Origin of the sequence: Sneathia sanguinegens (genome assembly GCF_001517935.1) — a bacterium.
Taxonomy (GTDB): Bacteria; Fusobacteriota; Fusobacteriia; order Fusobacteriales; family Leptotrichiaceae; genus Sneathia; species Sneathia sanguinegens.
Genome location: NZ_LOQF01000001.1, coordinates 134,806 through 160,913, shown reverse-complemented (window position 1 = coordinate 160,913; position 26,108 = coordinate 134,806). Strand labels below are relative to the sequence as shown.

22 protein-coding genes, 1 tRNA gene and 1 riboswitch are annotated in these 26,108 nt (G+C 27.6%); of the genes, 9 read left to right on the top strand and 14 right to left on the bottom strand.

Annotated features, from left to right (window positions below; all coding sequences use genetic code 11):
- Position 1 precedes the first annotated feature (1 nt).
- Positions 2–1,096 (bottom strand): ABC transporter substrate-binding protein, encoded by a 1,095-nt coding sequence (locus AWT65_RS00690; RefSeq protein ID WP_066728294.1) that lies wholly within the window; start codon positions 1,094–1,096, stop codon positions 2–4.
- A gap of 242 nt (positions 1,097–1,338) precedes the next feature.
- On the opposite strand from AWT65_RS00690, the gene AWT65_RS00685 reads away from it, so the two are divergent.
- Both AWT65_RS00685 and AWT65_RS00680 read left to right on the top strand, forming a co-directional pair.
- Positions 1,339–2,325 carry a histidine-type phosphatase gene (locus AWT65_RS00685; protein ID WP_066728292.1) on the top strand — a complete coding sequence of 329 codons (987 nt, stop codon included), beginning with the start codon at positions 1,339–1,341 and terminating at the stop codon, positions 2,323–2,325.
- Positions 2,322–3,143 (top strand): tRNA 2-thiocytidine biosynthesis TtcA family protein, encoded by an 822-nt coding sequence (locus AWT65_RS00680; RefSeq protein ID WP_066728290.1) that lies wholly within the window; start codon positions 2,322–2,324, stop codon positions 3,141–3,143. Before AWT65_RS00685 ends, AWT65_RS00680 begins: the two co-directional genes overlap by 4 nt.
- Here AWT65_RS00680 and AWT65_RS00675 read toward each other — a convergent pair.
- Positions 3,135–3,209, bottom strand: a tRNA-Cys gene (locus tag AWT65_RS00675). The two genes, AWT65_RS00680 and AWT65_RS00675, sit on opposite strands and share 9 nt — an antisense overlap.
- A gap of 111 nt (positions 3,210–3,320) precedes the next feature.
- Here AWT65_RS00675 and AWT65_RS00670 point away from each other — a divergent pair.
- From AWT65_RS00670 to AWT65_RS00640, 7 genes are all read left to right on the top strand, one after another.
- Positions 3,321–3,602 carry an HPr family phosphocarrier protein gene (locus tag AWT65_RS00670; protein WP_066728288.1) on the top strand — a complete coding sequence of 94 codons (282 nt, stop codon included), beginning with the start codon at positions 3,321–3,323 and terminating at the stop codon, positions 3,600–3,602.
- A gap of 14 nt (positions 3,603–3,616) precedes the next feature.
- A complete protein-coding gene (locus AWT65_RS00665) occupies positions 3,617–5,143 on the top strand; it encodes a S1 RNA-binding domain-containing protein (RefSeq protein WP_066728286.1) in 1,527 nt (508 codons plus the stop codon).
- A 130-nt stretch (positions 5,144–5,273) separates the two neighbouring features.
- On the top strand, positions 5,274–6,089 hold the full coding sequence (locus tag AWT65_RS00660; RefSeq protein WP_066728283.1) for a MurR/RpiR family transcriptional regulator: 816 nt from the start codon (positions 5,274–5,276) through the stop codon (positions 6,087–6,089).
- A gap of 12 nt (positions 6,090–6,101) precedes the next feature.
- Positions 6,102–7,700 (top strand): PTS transporter subunit EIIC, encoded by a 1,599-nt coding sequence (locus tag AWT65_RS00655; protein ID WP_066728281.1) that lies wholly within the window; start codon positions 6,102–6,104, stop codon positions 7,698–7,700.
- Positions 7,701–7,711: 11 nt separating this feature from the next.
- Complete coding sequence (locus AWT65_RS00650; RefSeq protein WP_066728279.1) at positions 7,712–8,410, top strand: N-acetylmannosamine-6-phosphate 2-epimerase; 699 nt, start codon at positions 7,712–7,714, stop codon at positions 8,408–8,410.
- Positions 8,407–9,249: an ROK family protein gene (locus tag AWT65_RS00645; protein ID WP_066728277.1), complete on the top strand. Its 843-nt coding sequence runs from the start codon at positions 8,407–8,409 to the stop codon at positions 9,247–9,249. The genes AWT65_RS00650 and AWT65_RS00645 overlap by 4 nt, the downstream gene beginning before the upstream one ends.
- On the top strand, positions 9,246–10,175 hold the full coding sequence (locus AWT65_RS00640) for a dihydrodipicolinate synthase family protein (RefSeq protein WP_066728275.1): 930 nt from the start codon (positions 9,246–9,248) through the stop codon (positions 10,173–10,175). Before AWT65_RS00645 ends, AWT65_RS00640 begins: the two co-directional genes overlap by 4 nt.
- A gap of 35 nt (positions 10,176–10,210) precedes the next feature.
- Here AWT65_RS00640 and AWT65_RS00635 read toward each other — a convergent pair whose 3' ends face one another.
- The 12 genes from AWT65_RS00635 to AWT65_RS00580 form a co-directional block, all read right to left on the bottom strand.
- A complete protein-coding gene (locus tag AWT65_RS00635; RefSeq protein WP_157055031.1) occupies positions 10,211–10,909 on the bottom strand; it encodes an amino acid ABC transporter ATP-binding protein in 699 nt (232 codons plus the stop codon).
- Positions 10,910–10,914: 5 nt separating this feature from the next.
- The gene (locus tag AWT65_RS00630; protein WP_232292769.1) at positions 10,915–12,399 is read right to left on the bottom strand and encodes an ABC transporter substrate-binding protein/permease; all 1,485 of its coding nucleotides are present in this window, start codon (positions 12,397–12,399) and stop codon (positions 10,915–10,917) included.
- Between the two features lie 54 nt (positions 12,400–12,453).
- A riboswitch (Lysine riboswitch) is annotated at positions 12,454–12,617 on the bottom strand.
- Between the two features lie 24 nt (positions 12,618–12,641).
- The gene (locus tag AWT65_RS00625) at positions 12,642–14,420 is read right to left on the bottom strand and encodes an oligopeptide ABC transporter substrate-binding protein (protein WP_083497773.1); all 1,779 of its coding nucleotides are present in this window, start codon (positions 14,418–14,420) and stop codon (positions 12,642–12,644) included.
- A 116-nt stretch (positions 14,421–14,536) separates the two neighbouring features.
- Positions 14,537–15,178 carry a 16S rRNA (guanine(527)-N(7))-methyltransferase RsmG gene (gene rsmG, locus AWT65_RS00620; protein WP_066728269.1) on the bottom strand — a complete coding sequence of 214 codons (642 nt, stop codon included), beginning with the start codon at positions 15,176–15,178 and terminating at the stop codon, positions 14,537–14,539.
- Positions 15,172–17,061, bottom strand: a complete 1,890-nt coding sequence (mnmG, locus tag AWT65_RS00615) for a tRNA uridine-5-carboxymethylaminomethyl(34) synthesis enzyme MnmG (RefSeq protein WP_066728267.1) — start codon at positions 17,059–17,061, stop codon at positions 15,172–15,174. Before mnmG ends, rsmG begins: the two co-directional genes overlap by 7 nt.
- Positions 17,058–17,705 (bottom strand): potassium channel family protein, encoded by a 648-nt coding sequence (locus AWT65_RS00610; RefSeq protein ID WP_066728265.1) that lies wholly within the window; start codon positions 17,703–17,705, stop codon positions 17,058–17,060. Before AWT65_RS00610 ends, mnmG begins: the two co-directional genes overlap by 4 nt.
- Positions 17,706–17,713: 8 nt before the next feature.
- Positions 17,714–19,048 (bottom strand): TrkH family potassium uptake protein, encoded by a 1,335-nt coding sequence (locus AWT65_RS00605; RefSeq protein ID WP_066728263.1) that lies wholly within the window; start codon positions 19,046–19,048, stop codon positions 17,714–17,716.
- Positions 19,049–19,051: 3 nt separating this feature from the next.
- The gene (locus AWT65_RS00600) at positions 19,052–20,512 is read right to left on the bottom strand and encodes an Rqc2 family fibronectin-binding protein (RefSeq protein ID WP_066728261.1); all 1,461 of its coding nucleotides are present in this window, start codon (positions 20,510–20,512) and stop codon (positions 19,052–19,054) included.
- The gene (locus AWT65_RS00595) at positions 20,509–21,174 is read right to left on the bottom strand and encodes a MarR family winged helix-turn-helix transcriptional regulator (protein WP_066728259.1); all 666 of its coding nucleotides are present in this window, start codon (positions 21,172–21,174) and stop codon (positions 20,509–20,511) included. Before AWT65_RS00595 ends, AWT65_RS00600 begins: the two co-directional genes overlap by 4 nt.
- On the bottom strand, positions 21,167–21,805 hold the full coding sequence (gene rpe / locus AWT65_RS00590; RefSeq protein ID WP_066728257.1) for a ribulose-phosphate 3-epimerase: 639 nt from the start codon (positions 21,803–21,805) through the stop codon (positions 21,167–21,169). The genes AWT65_RS00595 and rpe overlap by 8 nt, the downstream gene beginning before the upstream one ends.
- A 77-nt stretch (positions 21,806–21,882) precedes the next feature.
- Positions 21,883–24,099: a hypothetical protein gene (locus AWT65_RS06445; protein WP_066728255.1), complete on the bottom strand. Its 2,217-nt coding sequence runs from the start codon at positions 24,097–24,099 to the stop codon at positions 21,883–21,885.
- A gap of 208 nt (positions 24,100–24,307) precedes the next feature.
- Complete coding sequence (locus tag AWT65_RS00580; RefSeq protein ID WP_066728253.1) at positions 24,308–26,098, bottom strand: oligopeptide ABC transporter substrate-binding protein; 1,791 nt, start codon at positions 26,096–26,098, stop codon at positions 24,308–24,310.
- Positions 26,099–26,108 lie beyond the last annotated feature (10 nt).

Sequence of the window (26,108 nt, the reverse complement as noted above, 5' to 3'; positions counted from 1 at the left end):
TTTATTCACCAAATTTTTCTTTTAATACTTGTTTACCATTCTTTATTTGTACAAAGGTTACTTTCTTTTTAGGATTTCCATTTTCATCATATTTAACATGACCTGTTAATAAATCTAAATCTGTGTTTTTCAATGCTTCCTTTAGATCTCCACCTTTTTTAAAGGCACTTTCTAATGTTGTCATTGCATCATAACCTAGAGCTGCAAAAATTAATGGTTCTTTTGAAAATTTCTTTCTATAATTAGAAATAAATTCTTGAACTTTTGGTGTTGTATCATCTGAAGTAAATTGTGATGAAAATATAGCTCCTTCAGCTAATTTAGCGAAGCTATCTTGTATACCATCCCAACCATCTGCTCCATAATATTGAGCTTCTAGTCCTATTTCTTTAGCTTGAGATAATATCAACCCAATAGTATTATAATAATCAGGTATTACAACTGTCTTATATCCTTCATTTTTAATCTTAGTTAATATTGTTTTAAAATCTTTATCTGTATTAGTGTAATTTTCTTCATAAACTTTAATAGCATCCTTAGCTGCTTCTTTTTTAAAGGCTTCTGCTACACCTACTGAATAATCACTTCCCTTATTGACTAATAAGGCAACATCTTGTACACCTTCTTTTTTCAAATATTTTGCTAATACTTGTCCTTGATATGGATCTGTAAATGTTGTTCTAAATACATAATCTCTATCTTGTGTAATATCTAAAGCAGTCCCTGCAGGTGTTATCATAGGTATTTTTGCCTTTTGTGCTAATTCTGCTAAAGCAGCTGAATTTGCTGAAATTGATTCTCCTAATACTGCATCAATACCATTATTAACCATTTGCTTAAATATATTTACTAATTCTTGTACATCACCCTTTGTATCTTGATATACAGCTTTTACTTTTTTACCATTAATTCCACCGTTTTCATTAATTTCAGCAATCTTTAATTCTATTCCTTCTTTAATTGATGTACCATATTGGGCATATTCACCAGTTAGAGGCTCAGGCACGCCAATAATAATTTCATTACTATCTGCCTTTGATTTACAACTGGTAAGAGATATTATTAGCATTATTGCTAAAGTTAGAAACTTTTTCATGTGTTTACTTCCTTTCATATTTTATTTTTTTCAATTATACTATTATTATTTCTCAGTGTAAAATATATTTTTTTTATACTACTATTAATTTTATTTATGATTAAAATAAGATAAATTATCATTTTAACAATCTTTTATTTACTTATTGACTTTTTATTTTTTAATCTTGTAAAACTTAAAATTGTCTTGTAATTCCCCTCTTTATCTAGTAGAATATACTTGAAAAAAAGAAAGGAACACAAATGAATTTAAAAAAAATTGTAATATTTTCAAGACATGGTCTTAGATATCCATTAATTTATAAAAAACAATTTATAGAAAATTTCGGTTATGACCTAACAAATTGGGATTTTTCTGATGAAGATATGGGCGATTTAACAGAAAAAGGTGTGCTTTTAGAGCATAAATTTGGAATAGACTTGCAAGATAAAATAGAATTTAAAAAAATTGACTATATTTTTTGCAATTCTATGAGAAGAACTTATCTAACAGCAAAGGCTATAGCACTGGGGCTTACTCCGTATAAAACTACTAAAATCAATACAAAAATAGAAGATTTTTCAGAAATGGACACAAATTTCTGCCTTGTTTTAAAAGCTACTGATATTGCAAAGCATGAAAAAGCTGAAACTATAGATAAGAATCTTTATCCACTTTACACAAGAATGGAAGAATTGCTAAAAGTTGAAAAAGGCTCAATTTCAAGTAAAAAAACTACTTTTTATATAGATGATACTGGCTTTTTACATGTTAGAGGTGCTTTAAAATTAGCTACAGATATTTGTGATTTATTCATTTTAAAATATTATCAAGGTTTCAAAGAAGAAGATATTTTTGAAAGTCCAAATTTCATTGAAGATTTGAAATTTATGGCTAAAGCAAAAGATGTATTCTTAGATTGTATTTTTTCTGATAAACTTTATCAAAATTATGCTAGAGCAAATGTCTATGATAACATATTAAAAAAAGAACTATATAGTTCTAATAAACTTTCATTAATTGTTGGTCACGATTCAAATCTATCTTTAATTTTTTCTAAATTAGGAATAGATTCATATCAAACTAATGAAAAAAGTATTGAAAAATACCCCGTTGGTGCAAAATTAATTTTCTATATTTTTGAAGATAATTCTTACGATCTTTATTATACATATTATGACTATGAAACCATTAGAAATTTTGGTAATAAAAAACCTATAATGGAATTCTTAAAAAGAGGAAAATTATGATAGAACTTAATCAAGTTGAAAGAGCCCTTCAAAAAAATTTCAAACGCTATCTTTGGTCACCTTTTATTCATGCTCTAAAAGATTTTAACCTAGTTCAAGAAGGAGATAAAATAGCTGTTGCTATATCAGGGGGTAAAGATTCACTTATACTTTCAAAATTATTTCAAGAATTAAAAAGAGTTAGTCAAGTTAATTTTGAGCTATATTTTATCTGTATGAATCCTGGTTTTTCTGAATACAATCTTAATATGCTAAAGGAAAATTTGAAAAATCTAAATATTCCTTGTCAGATATATTCAGAAAATATTTTTAGGATTGCTCAAAAAATGAGCCCTAAAAAGCCTTGTTATATGTGTGCAAAAATGAGAAGAGGTAGTCTTTATGCAAAGGCAACAGAATTAGGTTGTAACAAATTAGCTCTTGGTCATCATATGGATGATGTTATAGAAACTACCGTTATGAGCATGTTTTATATGGGAAAAATTGAAACTATGCTTCCTAAATTACATTCAGATAATTTCGATATAGAATTAATTAGACCTTTATTCTATGTTGAAGAAAAAGATATAAAAAGATTTGTAAAATATATTGGCTTAACACCTATGTCTTGTGGTTGTGAAGTAGCAAGTGGCTTATTCGATAGTAAAAGAAGGGACACAAAAGAATTATTGAATCAATTAGTCCTTAAAGATAAGGATATAAAAAAAAGAATTATGCAAAGCGTTTTTAATGTTAATATTGAAAAAATTTTGGGATATAAATATAGAAAAGAAAAATTTTCAGTATATGATGATATTATAATAAAAAAATGGAGGTAGCAATCAGATTCGAACTGATGTAAAAGGTTTTGCAGACCTCTGCCTAAGCCCCTCGACCATGCTACCACAAAAATAATTATACAGATTCAACCTTCAATTGTCAAGAAAAAATATTTTTTAACTGTATCTTTTGCATTTTTTGTTAATATAGTATATAATACAAAATAAGGTGAAGTTATGAAAAGTATTAAATTAAAAATTAAAAATGAACAAGGTCTTCACGCTAGACCCTCAACTAAGTTTGTAAATTTTACCGATGGCTTTGATGGAACAATAAAAGTTATTGCTAACAATGAAGAAGTCGATGGAAAGAATGTCATGGGACTTATGCTCTTATCCTTAGGTCTTAATGATGAATTTACTGTCGTTGCCAATTCAAGAATAGGCAATAGTGCTGATGAAATCAGAATTTTAGAAAAATTGAAAAATTTAGTTGAAGTCTTGAAATTTGATGAGTAAGGAGAAATATTTTTATGAGCGATATGAATTTTGAACAACTTTTAGCTGATTACCTTCCAGGAGATTACAAACCAGGAGCAGTAATTGAAGCAACTATTACAAGAAAGGAACTTGAATATTCTTTCTTGGATATTAGTAGCAAATTAGAAGGGAGAGTACGATCATTTGAGATAAAAGACTTAAATGTTGGAGATAAAGTTTCTGTTCAAGTCATAAGAACTGAAGAAGATTTCGTAATAGTATCTAAATTAGCATTAGATAGATTACGTGAATTAGAAAGTTATAATGTTTCAGATGTCGTTTCTGGAACTGTTGTAAAACAAATTAAAGGTGGATATAATGTTAAAATCAAAAATATAAATGCCTTTTTACCACTTTCACTTTCTGGTGCAAAGGGAAATGAAATTGTTGGTAAAACTTTTGATTTCTTAATCAAGGAAAAAAATAAGAAAGGAATCACTCTTTCTAAAACAGATTTAACTAGAAAAGAAATATCTGATTTTATTGAAACTTTAGAATTAGGTGCTGTTGTTAGTGCAACTGTTAAAGAAATACTTGATTTTGGTGCTGTCCTTGAATTAGGTCCTACTACAGGTTTATTACATATATCTGAATTAAGTTGGGAACAAACAAATGACATTAATTCTGTTCTTAAAATTGGTGACGTAATTGATGTTAAAATAATTGAATTAAATAAAGAAAAAGCTAAAATTAAATTCAGTATTAAACAATTAACTGAAAATCCTTGGTTAGCAACAAAACAAAAATATACTATAGGTGAAAAAAGAACTGGAGTTGTTAAAGAAATACTTGACTTTGGTTTGATTATTAATATTGATGGAACTAATGACGAAGGTTTCATGCATATTTCAGACATAAATTATAGAAAATTCTTTAAATTAGATAAGAATTTCAAAGTTGGAGATAAGGTTACTTTTGTTATTACAAATCTTAATGATGAAAAACAAAGAATATCTTTAAGTTCTAAAGCAATTTTAGATGAATTATGGGAAAATATTGATAATATTATTGCCGTTGGTGATATTATAAAAGGTAAAGTGTTATTCACACAAGATTATGGTATGTTCGTTGAATTAGATAATAAGCTTGAAGCCTTCATTCGTAGAAATGAATATGCTTGGACTAAGAGCGAATTAACAGAATTCAATGAAAATGATGAAATAGAATTCAGAGTAATTGCAATTGATAAAGAAAATAAAAAGATTACAGGATCTATTAAAGAAATGTACATTTCACCTTGGGTAGAAGCTATGGATCAATTCAGAATGGGACAAGTTGTTACTGTACCTATAACTGATAAAATTGAAAGTGGTTTATTAGTTCAACTAACTAATAGATTCAAAGGTTTAATACCTGCAAGAGAAATAGTTTCTGAACATAATGTAGGTGATGAAATTACTGCTGCTATAATAGATTCAAATGAAAAGAAATCTTCAATAATTCTTTCAGAAAAAAAAGTTGTAAATAACAAGCAAAAAGCTGAAATGGATGAATTAATGAAAAAATATGGAGCTGAATAATTAGTGCCTATAAGCTAGATTTTACTGGCTTATAGGTTTTTTTTATAAAATTTATGAAATTTTTTTTCATTTTTAGTCTAGTATTTTGAAATAAATAAGCTATAATATACATATAAAGGAGTTGAAATGCATGAAATATATTTCTATAATAAATTCATTTTACCCTAATTTCAGTAAAAGTGAAAAAAAAATAGCTGACTATTTTTTAAAAGAAGAAGGCAATATTAGTTATATGTCCCTACAAGAAATAACAAAAAATATAAAAGTGTCTGAAGCAACCATTGTTCGTTTTGTAAGAAAAATGGGTTATAAGGGCTTTATAGATTTTAAACTAGATATTGCAAAAAATAATTCAAGTATGTTTCTTAATAATTCAGATTGCTATATTGAAAATATTATGAATAATATTTTTAAAACAGTTTCTGATACAAAAGAACTTATTACTAAAGAAAATATTGACACAGCTATTTCATACTTAGAAGAAGCTAAGCACATATATATTTTCGGACTTGGTGCTTCTGGTGTTGCCGCTACTGAAATGGAAAATAAATTTCTAAGATATGGACTTTTAGTAACTGCAATTACTGATGACCATTTTCAAACCATGCATGCAGCTACTACAACAAAAAATGATTTAATAATCGCTATTTCTTTATCTGGCGAAACTCGTGATTTAATTTATTCTTTAAAAATTGCAAAAGAGAATAATTGTAAGATTTTAGCTATAACTAATCATGCACTATCATCACTTTCGAAACTAGCTGATTTAACTATTTTAACTGCTGGTAAAGAAACTCCTCTTGATGGTGGTTCATTAACTGCTAAAATTTCTCAACTTTATATTATTGACATATTAACAACTGGTTATGCAATAAAGAATAGAAAAAAAGCCTTAGCCAATAAAGAAAAAATAGCCTTATCCATTGCAAGTAAAAATACATTTTAACAAGGAGGATAAATGAAAAATAATTTATTTGCTACATTACAAAAAATAGGTAGAGCCTTTATGTTACCAATAGCTGTTTTACCTATGGCAGGAATTTTGTTAGGTATTGGTGCTTCATTTACAAATCCAGTACTTATAAAAACATATAACCTAACATTTTTAGAAGCTGGTCTATTACATAATATACTCGTACTATTTACTAATGTTGGTGTCTTCGTATTCGCTAATTTACCTATAATTTTCGCAGTCGGTGTTGCTATTGGTCTTGCAAATAAAAATAAAGAAGTTGCTGCTTTATCTGCTGTATTAGGATTTCTTTTACTACATACAGTTATAGGTACTATGTTATCATTTTATAATATCACACCAGATTCTGTTAGTTATGATGCTTTAATAGCTCAAGGTTTAACTGAAAGTTTAGCAAGAGGAAAAGCTGCCCTATATACAAAAGAATTAGGTATCTTTACTTTACAATTAGGTGTTTTTGGTGGTATTATCGTAGGAATTATTTCTTCTATAATCACAAACAAATTTTCTGATAGAGTTTTACCAGATTACTTAGCTTTCTTTAGTGGTAATAGATTTGTTCCTATTGTTACTATCCTAACCTTTATACCTATTGGTATTATTTTAACATTTATCTGGCCTAGTATTTTCTTAACTATAGTAAAAGCTGGAGAATTATTCGCCGCTACTGGTGCAATTGGTACATTCTTCTACGGTTTCTGTATGAGATTGTTAAATGTCTTCGGGCTACATCATGCTATTTATCCTTTATTCTGGTATACACAACTTGGTGGTTATCAAGAAGTTGCAGGAAAAATGGTAGCAGGTGGTCAAAATATATTCTTTGCACAACTTGCTGACAATAGCGTAAAACATTTCAGTGCTTTAGCAACTAAAACTATGACTGGTGGATTTTTACCTATGATGTTTGGTTTACCTGCTGCGACTTTAGCTATGTATAGAACTGCAGACAAAGAAAATAGAGTTAAAATAAAAGGAATTTTACTTTCTGCTGCCTTAACTTCATTTATAACAGGTATAACTGAACCTATTGAATTTACTTTCCTATTTGTAGCACCAATACTATATTTCGTTCATGCAATATTGGAAGGTTTATCATATATGTTAATGTATATGCTTAATGTTGCTGTAGGTATTACTTTCTCAAGAGGTATTATTGACTTTACTTTCTTTGGATTATTACAAGGTATGTCTAAAACTTCATATCAATGGATATTAATTTTAGGACCTATTTATGCAATTGTATATTACTATATCTTTAAATTTTTAATAATAAAACTTGATCTCCCAACACCAGGTAGAAAAAATTCTGAAAATACTCTATATACAAAGAAAAGCACTAATGAATTTATAGAAAGTATTGTAGATGCTTTAGGTGGAGAAAAGAATATTACAAATATTGATGCTTGTATTACAAGACTTAGAGTAACAGTTGATAATCCTTCTCTTGTAGCAGATGATGAAACTTGGAAGGCTTTGAAAGCTAAAGGAGTAATTCGTTCAGGTCAAGGTGTACAAATTATTTATGGAACTCAAGCAGAAATTTATAAAAATATGATAAGAGAACATTATAATATAAAATAAGAAGGTTAAAAATGACAAAAAATGAACTTTTACAAATTATGAAAAAACAACTTATAGTTTCTTGTCAAGCATTAGCTGATGAACCACTATATGATGAAAAAAGATCTATTATGCCTTTCATGGCAAAGGCAGCTAAAAGAGCTGGAGTAAAATTAATTAGAACTAGCAGTATTCGTGACGTTGTTGCTATAAAGAAAGAAACTTCTCTTCCTGTTATAGGTATAATAAAAAAGGCATATCCTTCATTTAGCCCATATATTACAGTTACTATGGATGAAATAGATGCCTTAGTTAAAGCAGGTTCGGATATAATTGCACTTGATTGTACTTTAAGAGAAAGACCTGATGGCTTAACTATTAATGAACATCTTAAAAATATCAAGAAAAAATATCCTAATATTTTATTAATGGCAGATATTTCAAATCTTGAAGAAGGGATAAATGCATACAAAGCTGGGGTTGACTTTGTTGGAACTACATTGAATGGTTATACTGAATATACAAAAAATGATAAAGCTCCAAACTTTGAATTAATAAAAAATTTAGTTGCTAATATACCAATTCCAGTAATTGCCGAAGGACGAATACATACACCAGAACAAGCTAAAAAAATGCTTGAACTTGGTGCATATTCAGTTGTAGTAGGAGGTGCAATAACAAGACCTCTTGAAATAACAAATAGATTTTTAGAAGGAATGGGATTAAAATGAATATTCTTTGCTTTGACATTGGTGGTACAAGCATAAAATACACACTTTTTACTCAAGATAATATAGATAATTTAACAATTTTATCTGAAAAAACAAGTTCAAATATACTAGAACAAATTTTGAATATTATAGAAAAATATCCTTCTATTTCAGCGGTAGGAATTTCTAGTGCTGGAGTCATAGATAATAAACAAGGAAAAGTTATTTATGCTGGACCTACTATCCCAAACTATATTGGCACTGAATTAAAAAAGAATATAGAAGCTAAATTTAATGTCCCTTGTATAGTTGAAAATGATGTTAATAGTGCTGCTTATGGAGAATATATCTATAATAAAGAAAAATCACCTGTATTTTGTTTAACTATAGGTACTGGTGTAGGTGGTGCTATAATAATTAATGATGAAATTTATACTGGAGCTAATTTTTCAGCTTGTGAAATAGGCTATTTACCAATTCAATCTTCATATTTTCAAGATATTTCTTCTACAAAATATTTAGTTGATTTAGTAAGTAAAAAATTAAATAAAAAAGTTGATGGACTATACATTTTTGAAGAAGCAAAAAAAGGTTCTAAACTTTGTCAAGAAGCTATAGAAAAAATGGTTGATAATTTATCATATGGTATCGTTAATATAATATATATGTTCAATCCTAATAAAATAATTATTGGCGGTGGCATAACAGCTCAAAAAGAAATATTAGAACCTTTAATTAGAAAAAAAGTTAATGAAAAATTAATAGATAAAAAATTTATTACGCAAATAAACTTAGCAAAATTAGAAAATAAGGCAGGTCTTTATGGCATTTATTGCCTTACTAGAAAGGAAATACAATGAATTTTAATTTAGAAAAATTTAAAGGTGTTTTTATGGCTCTTTATTCAGCATATGATGATGAAGGAAATGTTTCAATAGAACGAGCCAAACTTTTAACTCAATATTATATTGATAAAGGAGTTAAGGGACTTTATGTAGGTGGTTCTTCTGGAGAAGGTATTTTACAAAATGAAGAAGAAAGAAAAAAAATGTTGGAAGCTGTTATGAGTGTTGCAAAAGGAAAATTAACTATAATTGCACATATTGGAGCAAATTCCACAATAGAATCTGTTAGACTTGCAAAACATGCTGAAAAATTAGGAGTAGATGCTATATCTTCTATACCTTGTGTATATTATGGCTTTTCTCCTAAAGCAATAAAAAAACATTATGAAACTATGATAAATGCAACTAGTCTCCCCTTTATAATTTACCACATACCACAAACAACTAGATTCAATATGCCTTTATCATTATTCAAAGAATTAGCAAAAAATGAAAAAGTTATAGGTATAAAATGTTCTAGTGAAAGTACTTATGAATTACAACAATTTAAATATCATGGAACTTTAGTAAAAAATCATGAATTTATTGTATTTAATGGTCCCGATGAACAATTCATTGCTGGTCGTATGATAGGTGCTGATTCTGGTATAGGTGGAACTTATGGTGTAATGCCAGAATTATTTATGAAAATGGATGACTTAATTAAGAAAAATGAAATAGAAAAGGCTAGAGAAGTTCAAAATTCTGTAAATGAAATTATTTCTTTACTTCTTTCTGGTCCTTCACTATATGCTGTATGTAAGTATATATTAGCTATGAATGGAATTAAAACAGGACAACCAAGATTACCTATGTTACCTATAGAAAGTAACGAAGACAAGGACTTATGTAAAAAAATTGATTCTTTAATCAAGTCTACTATAAATAAATATTGTAATTAAATTTAAGGCTAAGGAGATAAAATCCTTAGCCTTTATTATGATAAAAATTCTTTTATTCTTTGATTATTTCCTTTTAATATATTTTCAGGACTATCATCAACTTCAATATAGCCATGTTCCATGAAAATTATTCTATCTGATACATTCTTTGCAAAATTCATTTCATGTGTTACAACTATCATTGTCATACCTTCTTTTGCAAGCTCTATCATAATTTTTAAAATTTCAGTAACCATTTCTGGATCGAGTGCCGAAGTTGGTTCATCAAATAATAATATTTCAGGTTTCATACATAAGGCCCTTGCAATAGCAACTCTTTGTTTTTGCCCACCAGATAATTGCTTTGGTCTAGCATTTATAAAATCTTTCATTCCAACTTTCTCAAGATATTTCAGTGCTATTTCTTTTGCTTCTTTTTCGCTTTTATGTAAAACCTTTCTCTGAGCTAACATACAATTTTGTATTACATTCATATTTTCAAATAAATTAAAATTTTGAAAAACCATACCTACTTTTTGTCTATATTCTTCATTTGCTTTTATCTTTTCACCATGAAATAGTATTTGACCAGAAGTAATATCTTCTAATAAATTAATACATCGAAGTAAAGTCGATTTACCACTACCTGATGGTCCTATTATTGATATTACCTCTCCTTCATCAATAGAAAATGAAATATCTTTTAATATTTCTTTTGTTCCATATACCTTTTTTATTTTTTCAACTCTTAATATATTTTTCATAAAGTATCTCCATCCAATCTTTTTTCTAAATAATTTACTAATTTACTAAATATTGTAGTCAATACAAAATATATTAAACAAGTTATTAAAAATACTTCATAATATCTAAAATTAGTTCCTGCCACTTGTTTAGATATTGTATATAATTCTGTAACTCCTATTGCAAATAATACAGATGAATCTTTAATATTCACAATAAATTCATTCCCTATTGCAGGTAAAGAATTTCTAAATGCCTGAGGTAATATTATATACATCATAGTTTGCTTATGTGTAAAACCTAAAGATGTACTAGCTTCATATTGTCCCTTATCTATTGAAGTAATTCCTCCTCTTAGTATTTCAGAAATATATGCACCTGTATTAATAGATATTATAATCAAGGCTGCTGTTAATGGTTTTAGATTTATGCCTAAAATTTGTCCAAGTCCATAATAAAGTATCATTGCTTGAACTATCATTGGTGTACCCCTAAAAATTAAAATGTATAACCAATTTATAAATTTTAATACTTTATTGCCCCTGCTTGTATTAACTAAGGCTACTACCATTCCTATTAAGGTTCCAACTACTGTACCAAAACTTGCTAGAAAAAGAGTTATAAGAGTACCAACTAAATATTTTTTCCAATATGTTTGTAATATTTGTTTTGTCCATTGTAAAAAATTCATATTTTTTTGTCCACTTAATGGTTGTTGTGCTATCGCTTCTTCCATTAAACTATCTTTTTTTTCATCACTTATTTCACTCAAAGCTTTATTCACCTTATTTAATAGGGTCTTATTGCCTTTTTTCAAACCTATAGCAACATTTATTTCTTCCTTGTTATATTTAAAACCTTCATTTTGTTTAAATTCTATAAAATCTATATTAGGATCTGAAAATTTTGCAGATAAGGCACTTGGCTTTTCAGCTATATAGCCATCTATTTTATTTGAATTAAGTGCAACTATCATACTAGGAAAATTTTCCATAGCCGGTAATTTTTTTAAGCCTTTTATTTGACTTAATAGACTATAGTGTATAGTGTTTAATTGACCTGTTAATCTTGCAGTAGATAAGTCTTCTAATTTTTTTACCTTAGTATAATTTCCATTTTTTTTCACTACAATAACTATATCAGAATTATAATAAGCCTTCGTAAAATCTAAGCTTTTTTTTCTTTCCTCTGTTGGTGACATACCTGCTATTACCAAATCAATTTTATTTGAATTAACAGCTGGTCCTAATAATGAATCCCAATCACTTGGAACTATTTCCAATTTCATATTTAACTTTTCTGCTATTATTTTGGCTATTTTAACATCATAACCATTTGCATATCCAGTTGATATTTTAACTGCTCCATTTTCACCTGTTTCTTGAAACCAGTTAAATGGTGCATAACCTACTTCCATACCAACTCTTAAAACTTGTTTTTTTTCAACATTACATGCTATCAAACTCAATAACATAAATAATATTGCAATAATTTTTTTCAAGCTAATCCCTCCTATAAAAAAACTGATAGACTAGCTATCAGTATATAGGAATATACACTTGATAGCTCACCCATTTTCAATGGCAGTTATATGGGTATTTCCCATATTCCCAACTACTAACAATGCCTTGTTAGTGTTTCGGCATTATCTCCTTTCCAATAGTTCATAGATTGCCATCTCCCTACTGTACTATTATTTAATGCTCCTCTATCTAAAACTTGTATATATATTATCATTTTATTTTATTTTTGTCTATAAGGTTCTGGTGATGTTAATTCTAATGGTACATCCTTAATATTTGAATCATCATAGACAATACTACTAAATTTTACCCTCTTATTAACTGGGAATAATTCATATCTAAATAATAATGGTAAAAATCCTAGTTCATTTTCCATATAATTATCTTCCCATTCCCTTAAAGCTTTTGCTTTATATTCAGGATCTTTCAAACTTTGTGTTGAATTAACTTTTGCCATTAATTCATCATTTCTTTTTGAAGTTATTCTAGACATATTGAATTTTGCATTTCTTGCGTATAATCCATTAATATCCATTGAAGTTCCAACTGACCAACCTGCTAACCAAATATCATAACTATCTGAATTACTATCAAGTAAATCAAAGAATGAATTACCTTCAATTAATCTTCCACCTGTAAGTGAAACCTTTAAACCTACTTTTCTCCAATCTTGTATATATTTTTGTGATAATGGTTCTGCAATATCACCACTTGCAGGGAAAGCTAAGAATATTTCAAGTGGTTTTCCATTTTTATCTTCTCTTATTCCATCTCCATCTACATCTTTATATCCTGCTTTATCCAATAATTCATTAGCTTTTTCAGGACTATATTTAAATCTTTCCTTAGGTGTATATAGAGTTTCAAAAGCTGGTGGTATTACACCTGTAGCTCTAGTTTGTAATCCATTGAAAAAGCTTGTTGCAATTTCTTCTAAATTAACTGCATAACCCATTGCTTTTCTTAAATTAATATCTGCCATTTTCTTATTAGGATCTGTTACATTTTCTCCTTTTTTAGCATCCCAATGTCCTAAATTGAATCCTAAATATGAATATGATAATTGAGGTCTTCCTAAAACAACCAAATTATTCAAATCTTTATATTCACTATAAAGTGCTGTACCTGCTTGTTTATAATAATCAAATTCTCCATTTTTCATTGATGATAATAATGAATTGTCTGGTAATATCTTCATTATCATTTTGTCTACCTTAGGTATATTATTTGGTTTATAATAATTTTCGTTTGGTACATATTCAACACTTTCACCTGGTATTATTTGTTTAATCTTCCAAGGCCCTGCTCCAATTGGATGTAATCTTACTTTATCAGATTTTTCTAAATCCTTAACCGGAACATCTGCTAAATAATGTTTTGGAATTATTGAAGTAAAAATACCTCCACCTAAAGTACGAATAGTTGGACTTAATTCATAGAAATGTATCTTAACTACATTGTCATTTACTTTTTCCAATCCACTTATAGTTTTTGCCTTACCTTCATGAAATTCTTTCATACCTTTGATTTGTTCTAAACCTGAATCATATCTAACACCTGTATAATCAGGATTTCCTATACATTCATAAGTAAATATATAGTCATCTATAGTCATTGGTTGACCATCTTCCCATTTCAAATTATTTCTTAAAGTTACAGTAACTATTTTATTATCTACATCTATATCTATTTTTGCAAGTCCTCTATCATCTGCTATAAAATCCTTACCTGTTGTAAATAAAGGTGCACTTATAGGGTCTAAAAATGCAGTATCTACTACTGAATTAGCTAAAATTTCATTAAAAAGTCCCATAAAAGGTGATTGACTAACTACCGCTACCTTATATGTTCCTCCTTTAATTGCTTTTTCTTTAGATTCCCATGTTTGTGGAAATAGTAAATTTACCTTTTCAGCTTTAGCAGATTTTTTTTGCCCTGGTTGACAAGAAAAAAAAGCTGAAATACACATTATACTCATAATTATTTTGGATACCTTCATATGAATTTCCCTCCTACTTTCATAACTGTTAAGTTATTATACCCAAAAAAATGTGAAATGTAAAATATATTTTTTTTATGTAATCATTAATTTTATTTATACTTACTTTTTTATTCTCATAATGGTTTTTTCTTTGGTATTCCTACTTTTCTAGGATATTTTTTATCTGTTTTACCCTTTTTTTGTATTTCTATTACAACTCTTTCATCCTTTGAAAGTGGTAAATTAAATTTATGTATAGCCTTTATTTCTGATTTTAAAATACTAAGTGCATTTCTTGCTTGTTCTACTTCGCATATATTTTGTTTTTGTGCTAAAAATCTTCCATTAACTTTTAAAAAAGGAATTTCATATTCTAATATAACAGCTAAATTTGCTACTCCTCTACATAAACCAACATCAAATTTTTCTCTCATATTTTTTATTAATTCTTCTGCTCTTTCACTAGAAGTTTCAACATTTTTCAATTCTAAACTTTCTATAACTTCGTTAATAAAATCTATCTTTTTTTTAACTGAGTCTACTAATAGAAATTTTTTATCTTCATTTAATATTGCTAGTACTAAGCCTGGAAAGCCTGCCCCAGTTCCTATGTCAATTATTTTTTTATCATCTTCTTTAAGTAAATCATTTAAAAGCATAGAATCATAAAAATGTTTGTCTATAATTTCTTCTCTTTCTCTAATAGCTGTCAGATTCATTACTTTATTTTTTTCAATTAATAGTTCAAGATATTTTTCTAATTTCTCATTTAACATTTTAACCTACCATCTAAATACATTATCAATACTGCTATATCTGCTGGTGTTACACCTAAAATATTAGCTGCTTGTCCCAAATTATATGGTTTCTTTTCTTTTAATTTTTGCTTGGCTTCTCCTGTTATTCCCTTCATTGCATCATAATTGAAATCTTTTGGTATTTTCCATTCATCAAATTTTTTAGCCTTTTCTATCATTTGAGCTGCTTTTTTTATATATCCTTCATATTTTACAGTAACTTCAATTTGATATTCTATATCATCACGAAAATCTAGGTTATAGTCTACATTCATTTCTTTTACTATATCCTTTATATCTTGATAGCTAACCTTAGGTCTTCTTAAAAATTCTTTTAATGTTACACCACTTTTAGAACTTTCTTCATATTTTTCCAGTAATTTAGCAAAGGTTATATTACTTATACCTACATTTGTTTTATCTAAAAATTCTATTACTTCTTTTACAATTTTTTCCTTTTCTAATACTTTTGCATAAGTTTTTTCATCCACTAAACCTACTTCATATCCATATTTTGAAAGTCTTAAATCTGCATTATCTTCTCTTAGTATCAATCTATACTCTGATCTAGCTGTAAACATTCTATAAGGTTCTTCTATTCTTTTATTAATCAAATCATCTATCATAGTTGCAATATATGAACTATTACGATAAAGTATCAAAGGTTCTCTATTCATTAAAGCTAAACTTGCATTAATTCCAGCCATTAAACCTTGGGCTGCAGCTTCTTCATATCCACTGGTACCATTTATTTGCCCTGCTAAATATAGACCCTTAACCTTTCTTGTTTCTAAGGTATAGTCTAATTCTTGGGCTGATACAAAGTCATATTCTACTGCATAACCATATCTCATTATTTTAGCGTTTTCCATTCCTTTTATAGAATTAACCATATCTTGTTGGTAACTTGCTGGAAAACTTGTTGATAAACCACTGATATATACTTCTGTTGTATCAAAACCTTCTGGTTCTAAAAATAGGTGATGTGAGTCCTTGTCACTGAATCTAACAACTTTATCTTCTATTGATGGGCAATATCTAGGTCCTGTACTATGTATAGTTCCATTATACATAGGTGCTTTATCAAGATTATTTAATATTACCTCATGTGTTTTTTCACTTGTTCTTGTAATATAGCAAGATAATTGTTTTCTTTCTAAAATATCTTCATCTTTTGATGAAAAAGAGAATTTTAGTGCCTTTCCTTTTTCTCCAGGTTGTTCTTCAAGAATATCAAAGTTTATTGTTCTACCATCAATACGAGGTGAAGTTCCAGTTTTAAATCTTCTAACTTCAAGACCTAATTCTATTAATGACTTAGTTAAATCTTTAGCACTAAGTTCACCCATTCTTCCACCTTCTAAAATTTTATCTCCAACATATAGCAAACCATTTAAAAAGGTCCCTGTTGATAAAATTAATTTCTTTGTCTTAAATATTAAACCATTTTTAGTTTCTATACCCTTTATCACTTTATTTTCAGTTAGAATTTTTGTAACTATATCCTGAATTATATCCAAATTTTCTTGCTTTTCTACCGTTTTTTTCATATTATTAGCATAAACTTTTCTATCTGTTTGTGCTCTAAGTGATCTAACTGCTGGTCCTTTTTTAGTATTTAATATTCTCATTTGAATAAAACTTTTATCCATATTCTTAGCCATTTCTCCACCAAGAGCATCTATTTCTTTTACCAAATGACTTTTAGCAGGTCCCCCTATAGATGGATTACAAGACATTTCTCCAATATTATCTAATCTTATTGTAAACATTGCTGTTTTTTGACCTAATCTTGCACAAGCAAGAGCTGCTTCTATACCAGCATGTCCTGCACCAACAACAATTACATCATATTCTTTCATTTTACTAATTCTCCCATATCATTTAATTTCCCTAGAACTAGAACAGTATCACTTTCTTTGAATACATATTCTGGACTAGGTGTTTTCATTTCATCTGCATTCTTTATAGCTATAACATTAGCTGAAAATCTATGTCTTAAATTCAATTCAACCAATGTTTTTCCAACAAAGTTCTTAGGAACTTTTATTTCTACAATAGAATATTCATCAGAAAATTTAAAATATTCTATTACTGATGGTCTCATAATTGAATATGCAATTTTTTCACCTATTAGCTCTTCTGGATAAACTACCCTATCAGCACCTAATTTTTCCAAAACCTTTCCTTGGATTTTTGTTTCAGCCTTACAAATAATATTTTTCATATTTAATTCTTTTAACATCAAAGTTACCAAAATACTATCTTGTATATTATTCCCTATACAAACAAAAGCTCCATCAAAACTATCTTTTACTATATTTTTCAATGCATTTTCATCAGTTGCATTAAGAGTTATAGCATCTTCTACTATACCCTCATCTAATATTTTTTGTACTAATTCTTCATTAGAATCTAATGCTAATACAACATTACCATTTTCATATAAAGTTTTAGCTATAGCTCTTCCAAATTTACCTAAACCAATGACCAAATAATTTTTCATTTTCTCTCCTAACCTATTAATATTGTTTCTTCTGGATATTTATATTTCCCTTCTCTATATTTCTTTTTTGATAAGGCATACATTATTGTTAAAGGTCCTACCCTACCTATGTACATAGTCAATATTATTATTAATTTACTAATTATTGATAATTTAGCTGTTACGCCCATACTAAGCCCTACTGTTCCAAAGGCAGATATTAATTCAAATAGTAAAGGTAAAAATCCTTTTGAACTATCAAATATACTCATAATTATTATCATTACAAAAAGATAGAATAATGAAAGCATTAATATAGCACAAGCCTTATTAAAAGTTTGCCAAGATAATCTTCTTCTTCTATACTCTATATCTTCCCTACCTGTTATAGCATTCATAACCCCTAAGAGCAAAATACCTAAAGTTGTTGTTTTAAGACCCCCACCTGTTGAACCTGGTGATGCACCTATAAACATTAAAAATAGGTAAATAATTATTGTTGGTGTTGTCAAAGTAGCTAAATCTACAGTTTGAAACCCTGCTGTTCTCAAAGTTACACTTTGGAAATATGAACTTAATAATTTGTCATGCAAACTAAGATTACCTATTGTTCCTTTATTTGAATATTCTAATATAAAGGTCATAATAGCACCGAAGCAAATTAAAAATATTGTCATTGCTATTGCAAGATATGTACTTGTTGATAATTTTCTTCTTGTTTTTTTAATAACATTATATACATCAAGTATTGCTGCAAAACCTAAACCACCTAAAATTATTAATGAGGTAATTACAAAATTAATTAGAATATTCCCAGTATAATTTTCCATATTATTAGAAAATAGTGCAAAACCAGCATTACAAAAAGCTGATACTGAATGAAAAATTGAATATCCCACTGCTTGTATAAAAGGTAATTTTTTTGAAAATTCAAAAAATAGCAATACTGCTCCAACAAATTCTATCCCAAAAACCACTATAGATACATTTTTTAAATATCTTGGTATTTCTGTTAATATATTATAATTTATATCTTCACTTACTATCTTTTTCGTATAATAACCCATTTTTCTTGAAATGCTCAGTATTACCATTGATGATACTGTCAAGACTCCCAAGCCCCCTAATTGAATCAAAATAAGTATCACTATTTTACCAAAAATAGTATATGTTATACTTATATCATTAACAACCAAACCAGTAACACAAAGTGCAGAAGTAGCAGTAAATAAATTTTCTAAAAAATTACCACTCTTACCACTAATTTGTGCCAAAGGTAAGCAAAGTAACAATGCTCCTAAAAACATCATTATTGCAAATGATAATAGTATTAAAATATATGGGCTTAATTTAATTTTTTTCATATTTTACTCCACCATTATAGTCTTATAATTTGTATAAATAACTTGCCCTTTTTTTGCTCCATGTATTTTTTTTACATATTTTTTTAGGCAATAGTCAACAAGACCATAAGTCTTATTCTTTGAATTTTTAACTGCTAATTTTGCTGCATATTCTATAATATCGTCTGTAATATTAGTAGCTTTTATTATAACATGCGGTCCTGGTACATCTTTAATATGTAACCAGAGATCATTATATTTAGCAATTTCAAATGTTAGTTTATCATTTTCAAAACTATTTCTACCAACATAAATTATTGCATCCTTATATTCCACAGAATATAGCTCTCTTTTACTTTGTTTTGTACTTCTTATTTTATCTTTCTTTATTATACCTAGTTCTTTTTCTATTTCTTCCAAACCTAAAATATCATTTTCTATTTCAACATAATGTTGTTGTTCAATAAAATATTCTAACTCTTTTTTTAGCTCTTCTTTTCTTTTATTTAATATTTCAATCGTTCTTTTACCTTTTGCATATTTTTGATAAAATTTTTCTACATTTTTTGAAGGGCTCAAACTATTATCTAATTTAATTGTTATATTCTCATTTGTATAATAATTCAACAAAGTAATTTCTTGAGTATTTGACTTTATTTTATATAAATTGGCTAAAAGAATATCAGCCTTTTGCTTATATATTTCATAATTTAAATTTTTAGTTATATCTTTATCTATCTTATTTTGTATACTCTTTATTCTCTTTATATTCCCCAAAACAAATTTCAATATTTTTCTTTTCTTATTCTCTACACTACTTATACTACTATTTCTTAAAAAATATTCAGTTAAAGCTTCATTTAAACTAGAAAATTTTTCATAAGGCATATCTAAAAATTTATTATATGTCAAAAGTCCATTTGAAAATATTAAGGCTTCATAAGTTTTTTCAAACTTTTCTAGTTGTTCATTGGGTAATTTTGCCATATATTTCCCATATTTATTTACAGGCTCTGGAAAAATATAATTAGAATTTGCTATATTTTTTCTTTTTGTTTTCAAATGTACATACATATTTGCCAAAATCATTCTATTTTTATCTACCAATAAAACATTTACTTCTTTACCTAATAATTCATAAATTAATTCATATTTTTCTAACTTTCCAACTATATCCATTTTTTCAAGCTTAAAACAAATTATTCTATCATCTTTTTTTGCATATACTTCCCTTATATATCCCCCAATTAAATATTTTTTTAATTTAAGTATAAAAGAACTTGTATATTCTGTATTTCTTAATTTATTACTACTCAAAAAAACTATAGCTGTTAAGCTATTATCAAAATATATGTTTTTTTTGCCACAAAAAATAGAAAAAGAATTTTTGTCATATGCATTTATCTTATTTATCCTATTTCCCTTCAAATTCTCATTCAATTCATTAGCCAAAAATTTTATTCCAACTGTATCTAAATATATCATCTTTTTTCCTTTTTAATGCAAAAAATATATTGTCCTTCTTCTTTTGTCAAAACTTTTTTCTTTTTATCTATTAAAATAGTTAAAGTATTTTCATTTTTTTCTATAAGCTTTATTTCTCTACCTATTGTAATTTTTTGAGTTATAAAGGAATTTAAAAGTTCATCCGTAGCCTTAATGTCATATATAATAAGCTTATTATTCAACTTACATTGACTAAGCATAGTAGGTTCTATATCTTTTTTCAAAAAATATAGATTAGTTATTAATTTTTGTAAGACTTCAGAAAATACTTTTAATTTTTTTTTGTCGACATCTTCTAGAATATTAGTCAATACATTTTTATCACTCTTTGTGTAATATTTAAAGGCTAACTCTCCTTTGGTAGTCAAATTAACCCTTACTTTTCTTCTATCATTTTCAAGTTTTTCACGAAAAATAAATTTTTTCATTTCTAATTTACTCAGTGCTTTTGATAAACTACCAATTGTAATATCCAATTGATCTGCCAAATCATTAACAGTTGTATCCTTTTCACCTACTAAGCAAATAATATGAACTTCATTAGCTGTCAAACATCTTATACCCTTATCCACATTAGCTTTTTCAACTTTGTGATATAGATTATAGAAATCCTTTATATACTCTTCTATATTTTTACTCATCTTTTAAACTTTCTATTCTTTGCTTATAATCTCCTGAAAATACATATGAACCTGCAACTATGACATTAGCTCCAGCCTTTCTTACTAATTTAACTGTTTTGTCATTTATTCCACCATCAACTTCTATATCAATATTAGGATATAATTCTCTTAATTTTTCTATCTTAGTTAAAGCTTGAGGTATAAACTTTTGACCACCAAATCCAGGATTAACAGACATAACTAATATCATATCCAAGGCATAAGCAATATTTTCTACTGTTGATATTGGTGTTGATGGATTAAGAGCTACACAAGCTTTCACTCCATAAGACTTAATCAAATTAACAACCCTATCCAAATGTTTAGTAGCCTCTGCATGAATAGTTATACTATCTGCCCCTGCTTTAACCATATCTTCTATATATCTTTCTGGATTAGTTACCATCATATGTATATCAAATATTAATTTTGTATGTTTTCTTATTGCAGCTATAAGCCCTGCACCAAAGGTAATATTAGGAACAAAATCACCATCCATTACATCAAGATGTAAATGTGTTGCTCCTGCCTTTTCTATTGCTATTACTTCATTTTTTAAATCACTAAAATCTGCTGATAATAAAGATGGTGCTATACTAAGACTTTTCATATATATTCCTCCTTGTTTCATAGACTAATTATATCATAAATGTACTAACTAAAAAAGATGCCAAAGGCATCTTCTTTCTACCAAACATATTTAATATTTAAATTTGTATTAACTACACTGTCAATATAGTTTTTATTTTTAAAGCTATTTTTAACATCAGCTTCTACCCTAAATGTAAACTTATCTATAGGCTTGTATTCAATAGCAACCTTAGGACTTATATTATACTCAATTTCAGGAATTTTCTTAAAGTCTACCTCATCAACCTTAACCATTCCGCCAACTTCGGGTATTAAGTATAGGAAAGGTGCAACAGCAACTCTATAATTCATCGCTAATTCAAGTTTAGAAAGAGCATACATTTCAATAACTCTCTCATCATCCTTTTCTTTTTCCTTATATGCACCACCAGCAATTAAATTACCTTCAAATCCAAAATCATTCTTTTTATACTTAAGTCCCAATTTAGTTCCAAAATAAAATTCATTAGAAACAACTTTATAAGGATTTACCTTATGATGTTCTATAATTTTATCCTTATTTTTCAATTTATCTTCTTTCTCAGCTTTAGCTTTTTCTAAAGTCAAGTTATTTTTATCCACCTTTTCAATTTCTGCCTTATTAACTTCAACTTCTTTTTTCTTTTCAGCAAGTTCAGAACTAAGTTGATCTTTTTTATTGAAATCCTCTTCTACATCTGCTTTATCTTTATTTAATTTTTGTATTTGAGCTTCATGTTCTCTTTCTTTAACTTCCATATCTTGTTGTAAAGCATTCAACTCATTATTTTTAGAATCATAGTTCTCTTCAGCTTGTTCAAACTGTTGTTTTGCAGTTTCATATTCATTTTGTTTTTCTGTTAGTTCTTGTCTTTTAGTTTGAATTTCTTGTTGTTTTTTTATTTTTTCTTTTTCTTTATCTTCATGCTCTTGTTCTTTTTGCTCTTTATTTTGCAATTTAATTTTTAATTGTTCTTTTTTTTCTTCTATCTGTCTTACTATTTGTTCTTGATCTTTTTTTAATGATTTAGATGTTTCTTCGTTTCTCATTAATTTTCCGTCAATTTCTCCAATTTTTGCTAAATCTTCATGGTGTTTTCCTATCAATTTATATCTATCCCTATTTGCTTTTTCTCTTTCTTCTTTACTTCTATTATTATCTTCGGATATGTCATTAAGCCTTTTTTCTTCTTCATCAAATTTTCTATTTATTTCATCTAAAGCTTTTTTTGCTTCTTCTATTTTTTTCTTTTCTGTTTCATTAGCTTGTATTTTTTCTTCTATTTCTTGTTTTTGATTTTCAATATTTTCTTTTTCTTTTTCTAAAGAACTATATTCTTGTTCTGCTTGTTCTTTTGCAGTTTTTGCTTCTGTTTCTTCTCTTTGTGCATTAGCTAAATCTTGTTCTAATTTATTTATATTTAATTCTTGCTTTTTCTTATCTAATTCTTTTTCTGCTTGTTCTTGTTTAGTTTCTTTTTCTTTTTTTTCAGTTTCTGCTTGTTGTAATTTTTGCTTTATTTCATTTACTTGAGATTCTTGATCTTGTTTTTGTTTTTCATATTCAGTATTAATTTTATTAATTTTGTCATCTATATCTTTTTTTGCTTGCGAAGCATTATTTGCAATCTTCAATTTATTTTCTAATTCAGTTACTTTATCGCTTAACTCTTTCTTTTTTTCTAGTAAAGGAACAACTTTTTCTAGCATATTTATTCTATCTTCTAATTGCTTTATTTTATCTGTTTTTTCTTCAGTGTGTTTTGAGTATATGTGTTGAAATAGAAGGTCTGCTATGAATTCAACATTTTCATTCTTATATTTTGTTTCTAATTTATATGCATGTGATATTGCCTTATAATCTATACTTTCTGATTTTTCAGTAAGTATATTTTTATATTTTAAGTCCTTACCATTAACTGTAGGATTTATCGTACTTTCTAAACTTATTTCCAAGTCATTTTTAGGCATATAGCTTAATTTTGTATTTAGTTCTAATTGAGTTTCAAATGAATATTTACTTCTTATCCTCGCATTAACACCCATATATCTTGGTGTTGTATATTGAACATAGGCTGTACTCGATTTGAATTCTGTAAAATTATTTTTAGCTACTAAATTAGTTCCTATTCTAAAACCTGCAGCACCAAACTCTGCATTAATTCCAGTTTTCTTAGACTTAAATGTATTCGTGTTTATGTTGTATTCATTAATATTAAACGCTTCTACCATTCCTTCTGTACTTGCATATAGTGTAGAAGCTATAAAAATTGATAATATCATAGTTTTTTTCATCATAGTTCTCCTTTTTTTGTGAAAATCAACAAATTATATCAATTTTTTTATTTAATTTTGTTTTTTTTACAAAAAAATAATATCCCTTTATTTAACCTAAGGGATATATTTATTAAATTATAACAATATCTATTGAATTAATTTAAACTTTACTTTTTTAACTATAATTCAAATAAAAGGTAGTTCTTTCGAACTACCGTTATATTTACTATTTAGCCATCAAAGTTTGTTGTGAAGTTACTGCTGTTGGATGTGGACCCAAATCAGTATTATCATACTTACAAGTTTCAAATTTAACTCTCTTATTAATTGGGAATAATTCATAACTAAACCATAGTGGTAAGAATCCTAATTCATTTTCCATGTAGTTATTTTCCCATTCCTTAATAGCATTTAATCTATATTCAGGATCTTTTAATGCTTCTAATGAATTTACTTTATCAATTAATTCATTATTTCTTGCTGATGCAAGATTAGCAATATTGAACTTAGAATGATTTCCATATATTCCATTTAAATCTAGAGAACTTGCTACTGACCAACCTGCCATCCAAATATCGAAGCCTTTATTATTTGATTGTAATTTTTCAAAGAAACTATTAGATTCAAGTAAACGACCTCCTGCAAGGCTAACCTTCAATCCTACTTTTCTCCAGTCTTGTATGAATTTTTGTGTTAATGGTTCTGCAATATCTCCACTTGCTGTCATACCAAATATTATTTCTAATGGTTTTCCATTCTTATCTTCTCTTATTCCATCTCCATTTACATCTTTATATCCAGCCTTGTCTAATAATTCATTAGCCTTTTTAACATTGTATGTTATGCTTGGTTTTGAATTATATATACTTTCAAATACAGGTGGTATAACTCCAGTTGCTCTTGTCTTTAGACCACTATAGAAACTATTTATTACTTCTTCTACATTCAAAGCATATCCCATAGCTTTTCTTAAATTAATATCTGCCATCTTTTTATCTGGATCTGTTACATTTTCTCCTTTTTTAGCATCCCAATGTCCTAAATCGAAACCTAAATATGAGTATCCTAATTGTGGTCTTCCTAAAACAACCAAATTATTAAAGTCTTTATATTCTTGATATAGATCTGAAGGAACACTAGAATATTCATCATATTCACCATTTTTCATTGATGATAATAATGCATTATCTGGCAATATTTTTTTAATTAAGCTATCAACTTTTGGTATTTCATCTTTCTTATAGTAATATTCATTTGGTACATATTCTATACTTTCACCAGGAACTATTTGTTTTATCTTATATTGTCCTGCACCAACAACTTTTAATCTTGTCTTTTCAGATTTTTCTAAATCTTTAACTGGCACATCTTTTAAATCGTGCTTAGGTGCTATGAAAGATAATAGACCTCCACCACCATTATATACAGCAGGACTTAATTTATTAAAGTGTATTTTAACAGTTGTATCATTTACTTTTTCTAAACCACTAATAGTTTTTGCCTTACCTTCATGATAATCTTTTATACCATTTACTTGTTGAACACTTTCATCATATCTAACACCTGTATAATCAGGGTGTGCTACTACTTCATAAGTGAAGATATAGTCATCTATAGTCATAGGTTGACCGTCATCCCACTTCAAATTAGGTCTTAATGTCACTGTAACTACTTTATTATCGACATCTACATCAATTTTAGCAAGTCCTTTATCACTAACCTTGAAATCCTTTCCTGGCACAAAAAGTGGAGCGTCTATTGGTCCGCTAAATTCTCCATCTAATGCAGTAGTTTGAATTAAAGGACTAAGTAAACCACTAAATGATGTTGAGCTTGTAACACCTACCTTAAAAGTTCCACCCTTAATTTCTTTTTCTTTTGATTCATAAATTTGTGGGAATAATAATTTTAAATTTTTACTTCCCATTTCTGATCTTCTTTTACCTGGTTGACATGCTACTAAAGACCCAAGCAAAAGTACTGTTGCTAATTTTGTCCATATTCTTTTATTCTTCATACATTTCCTC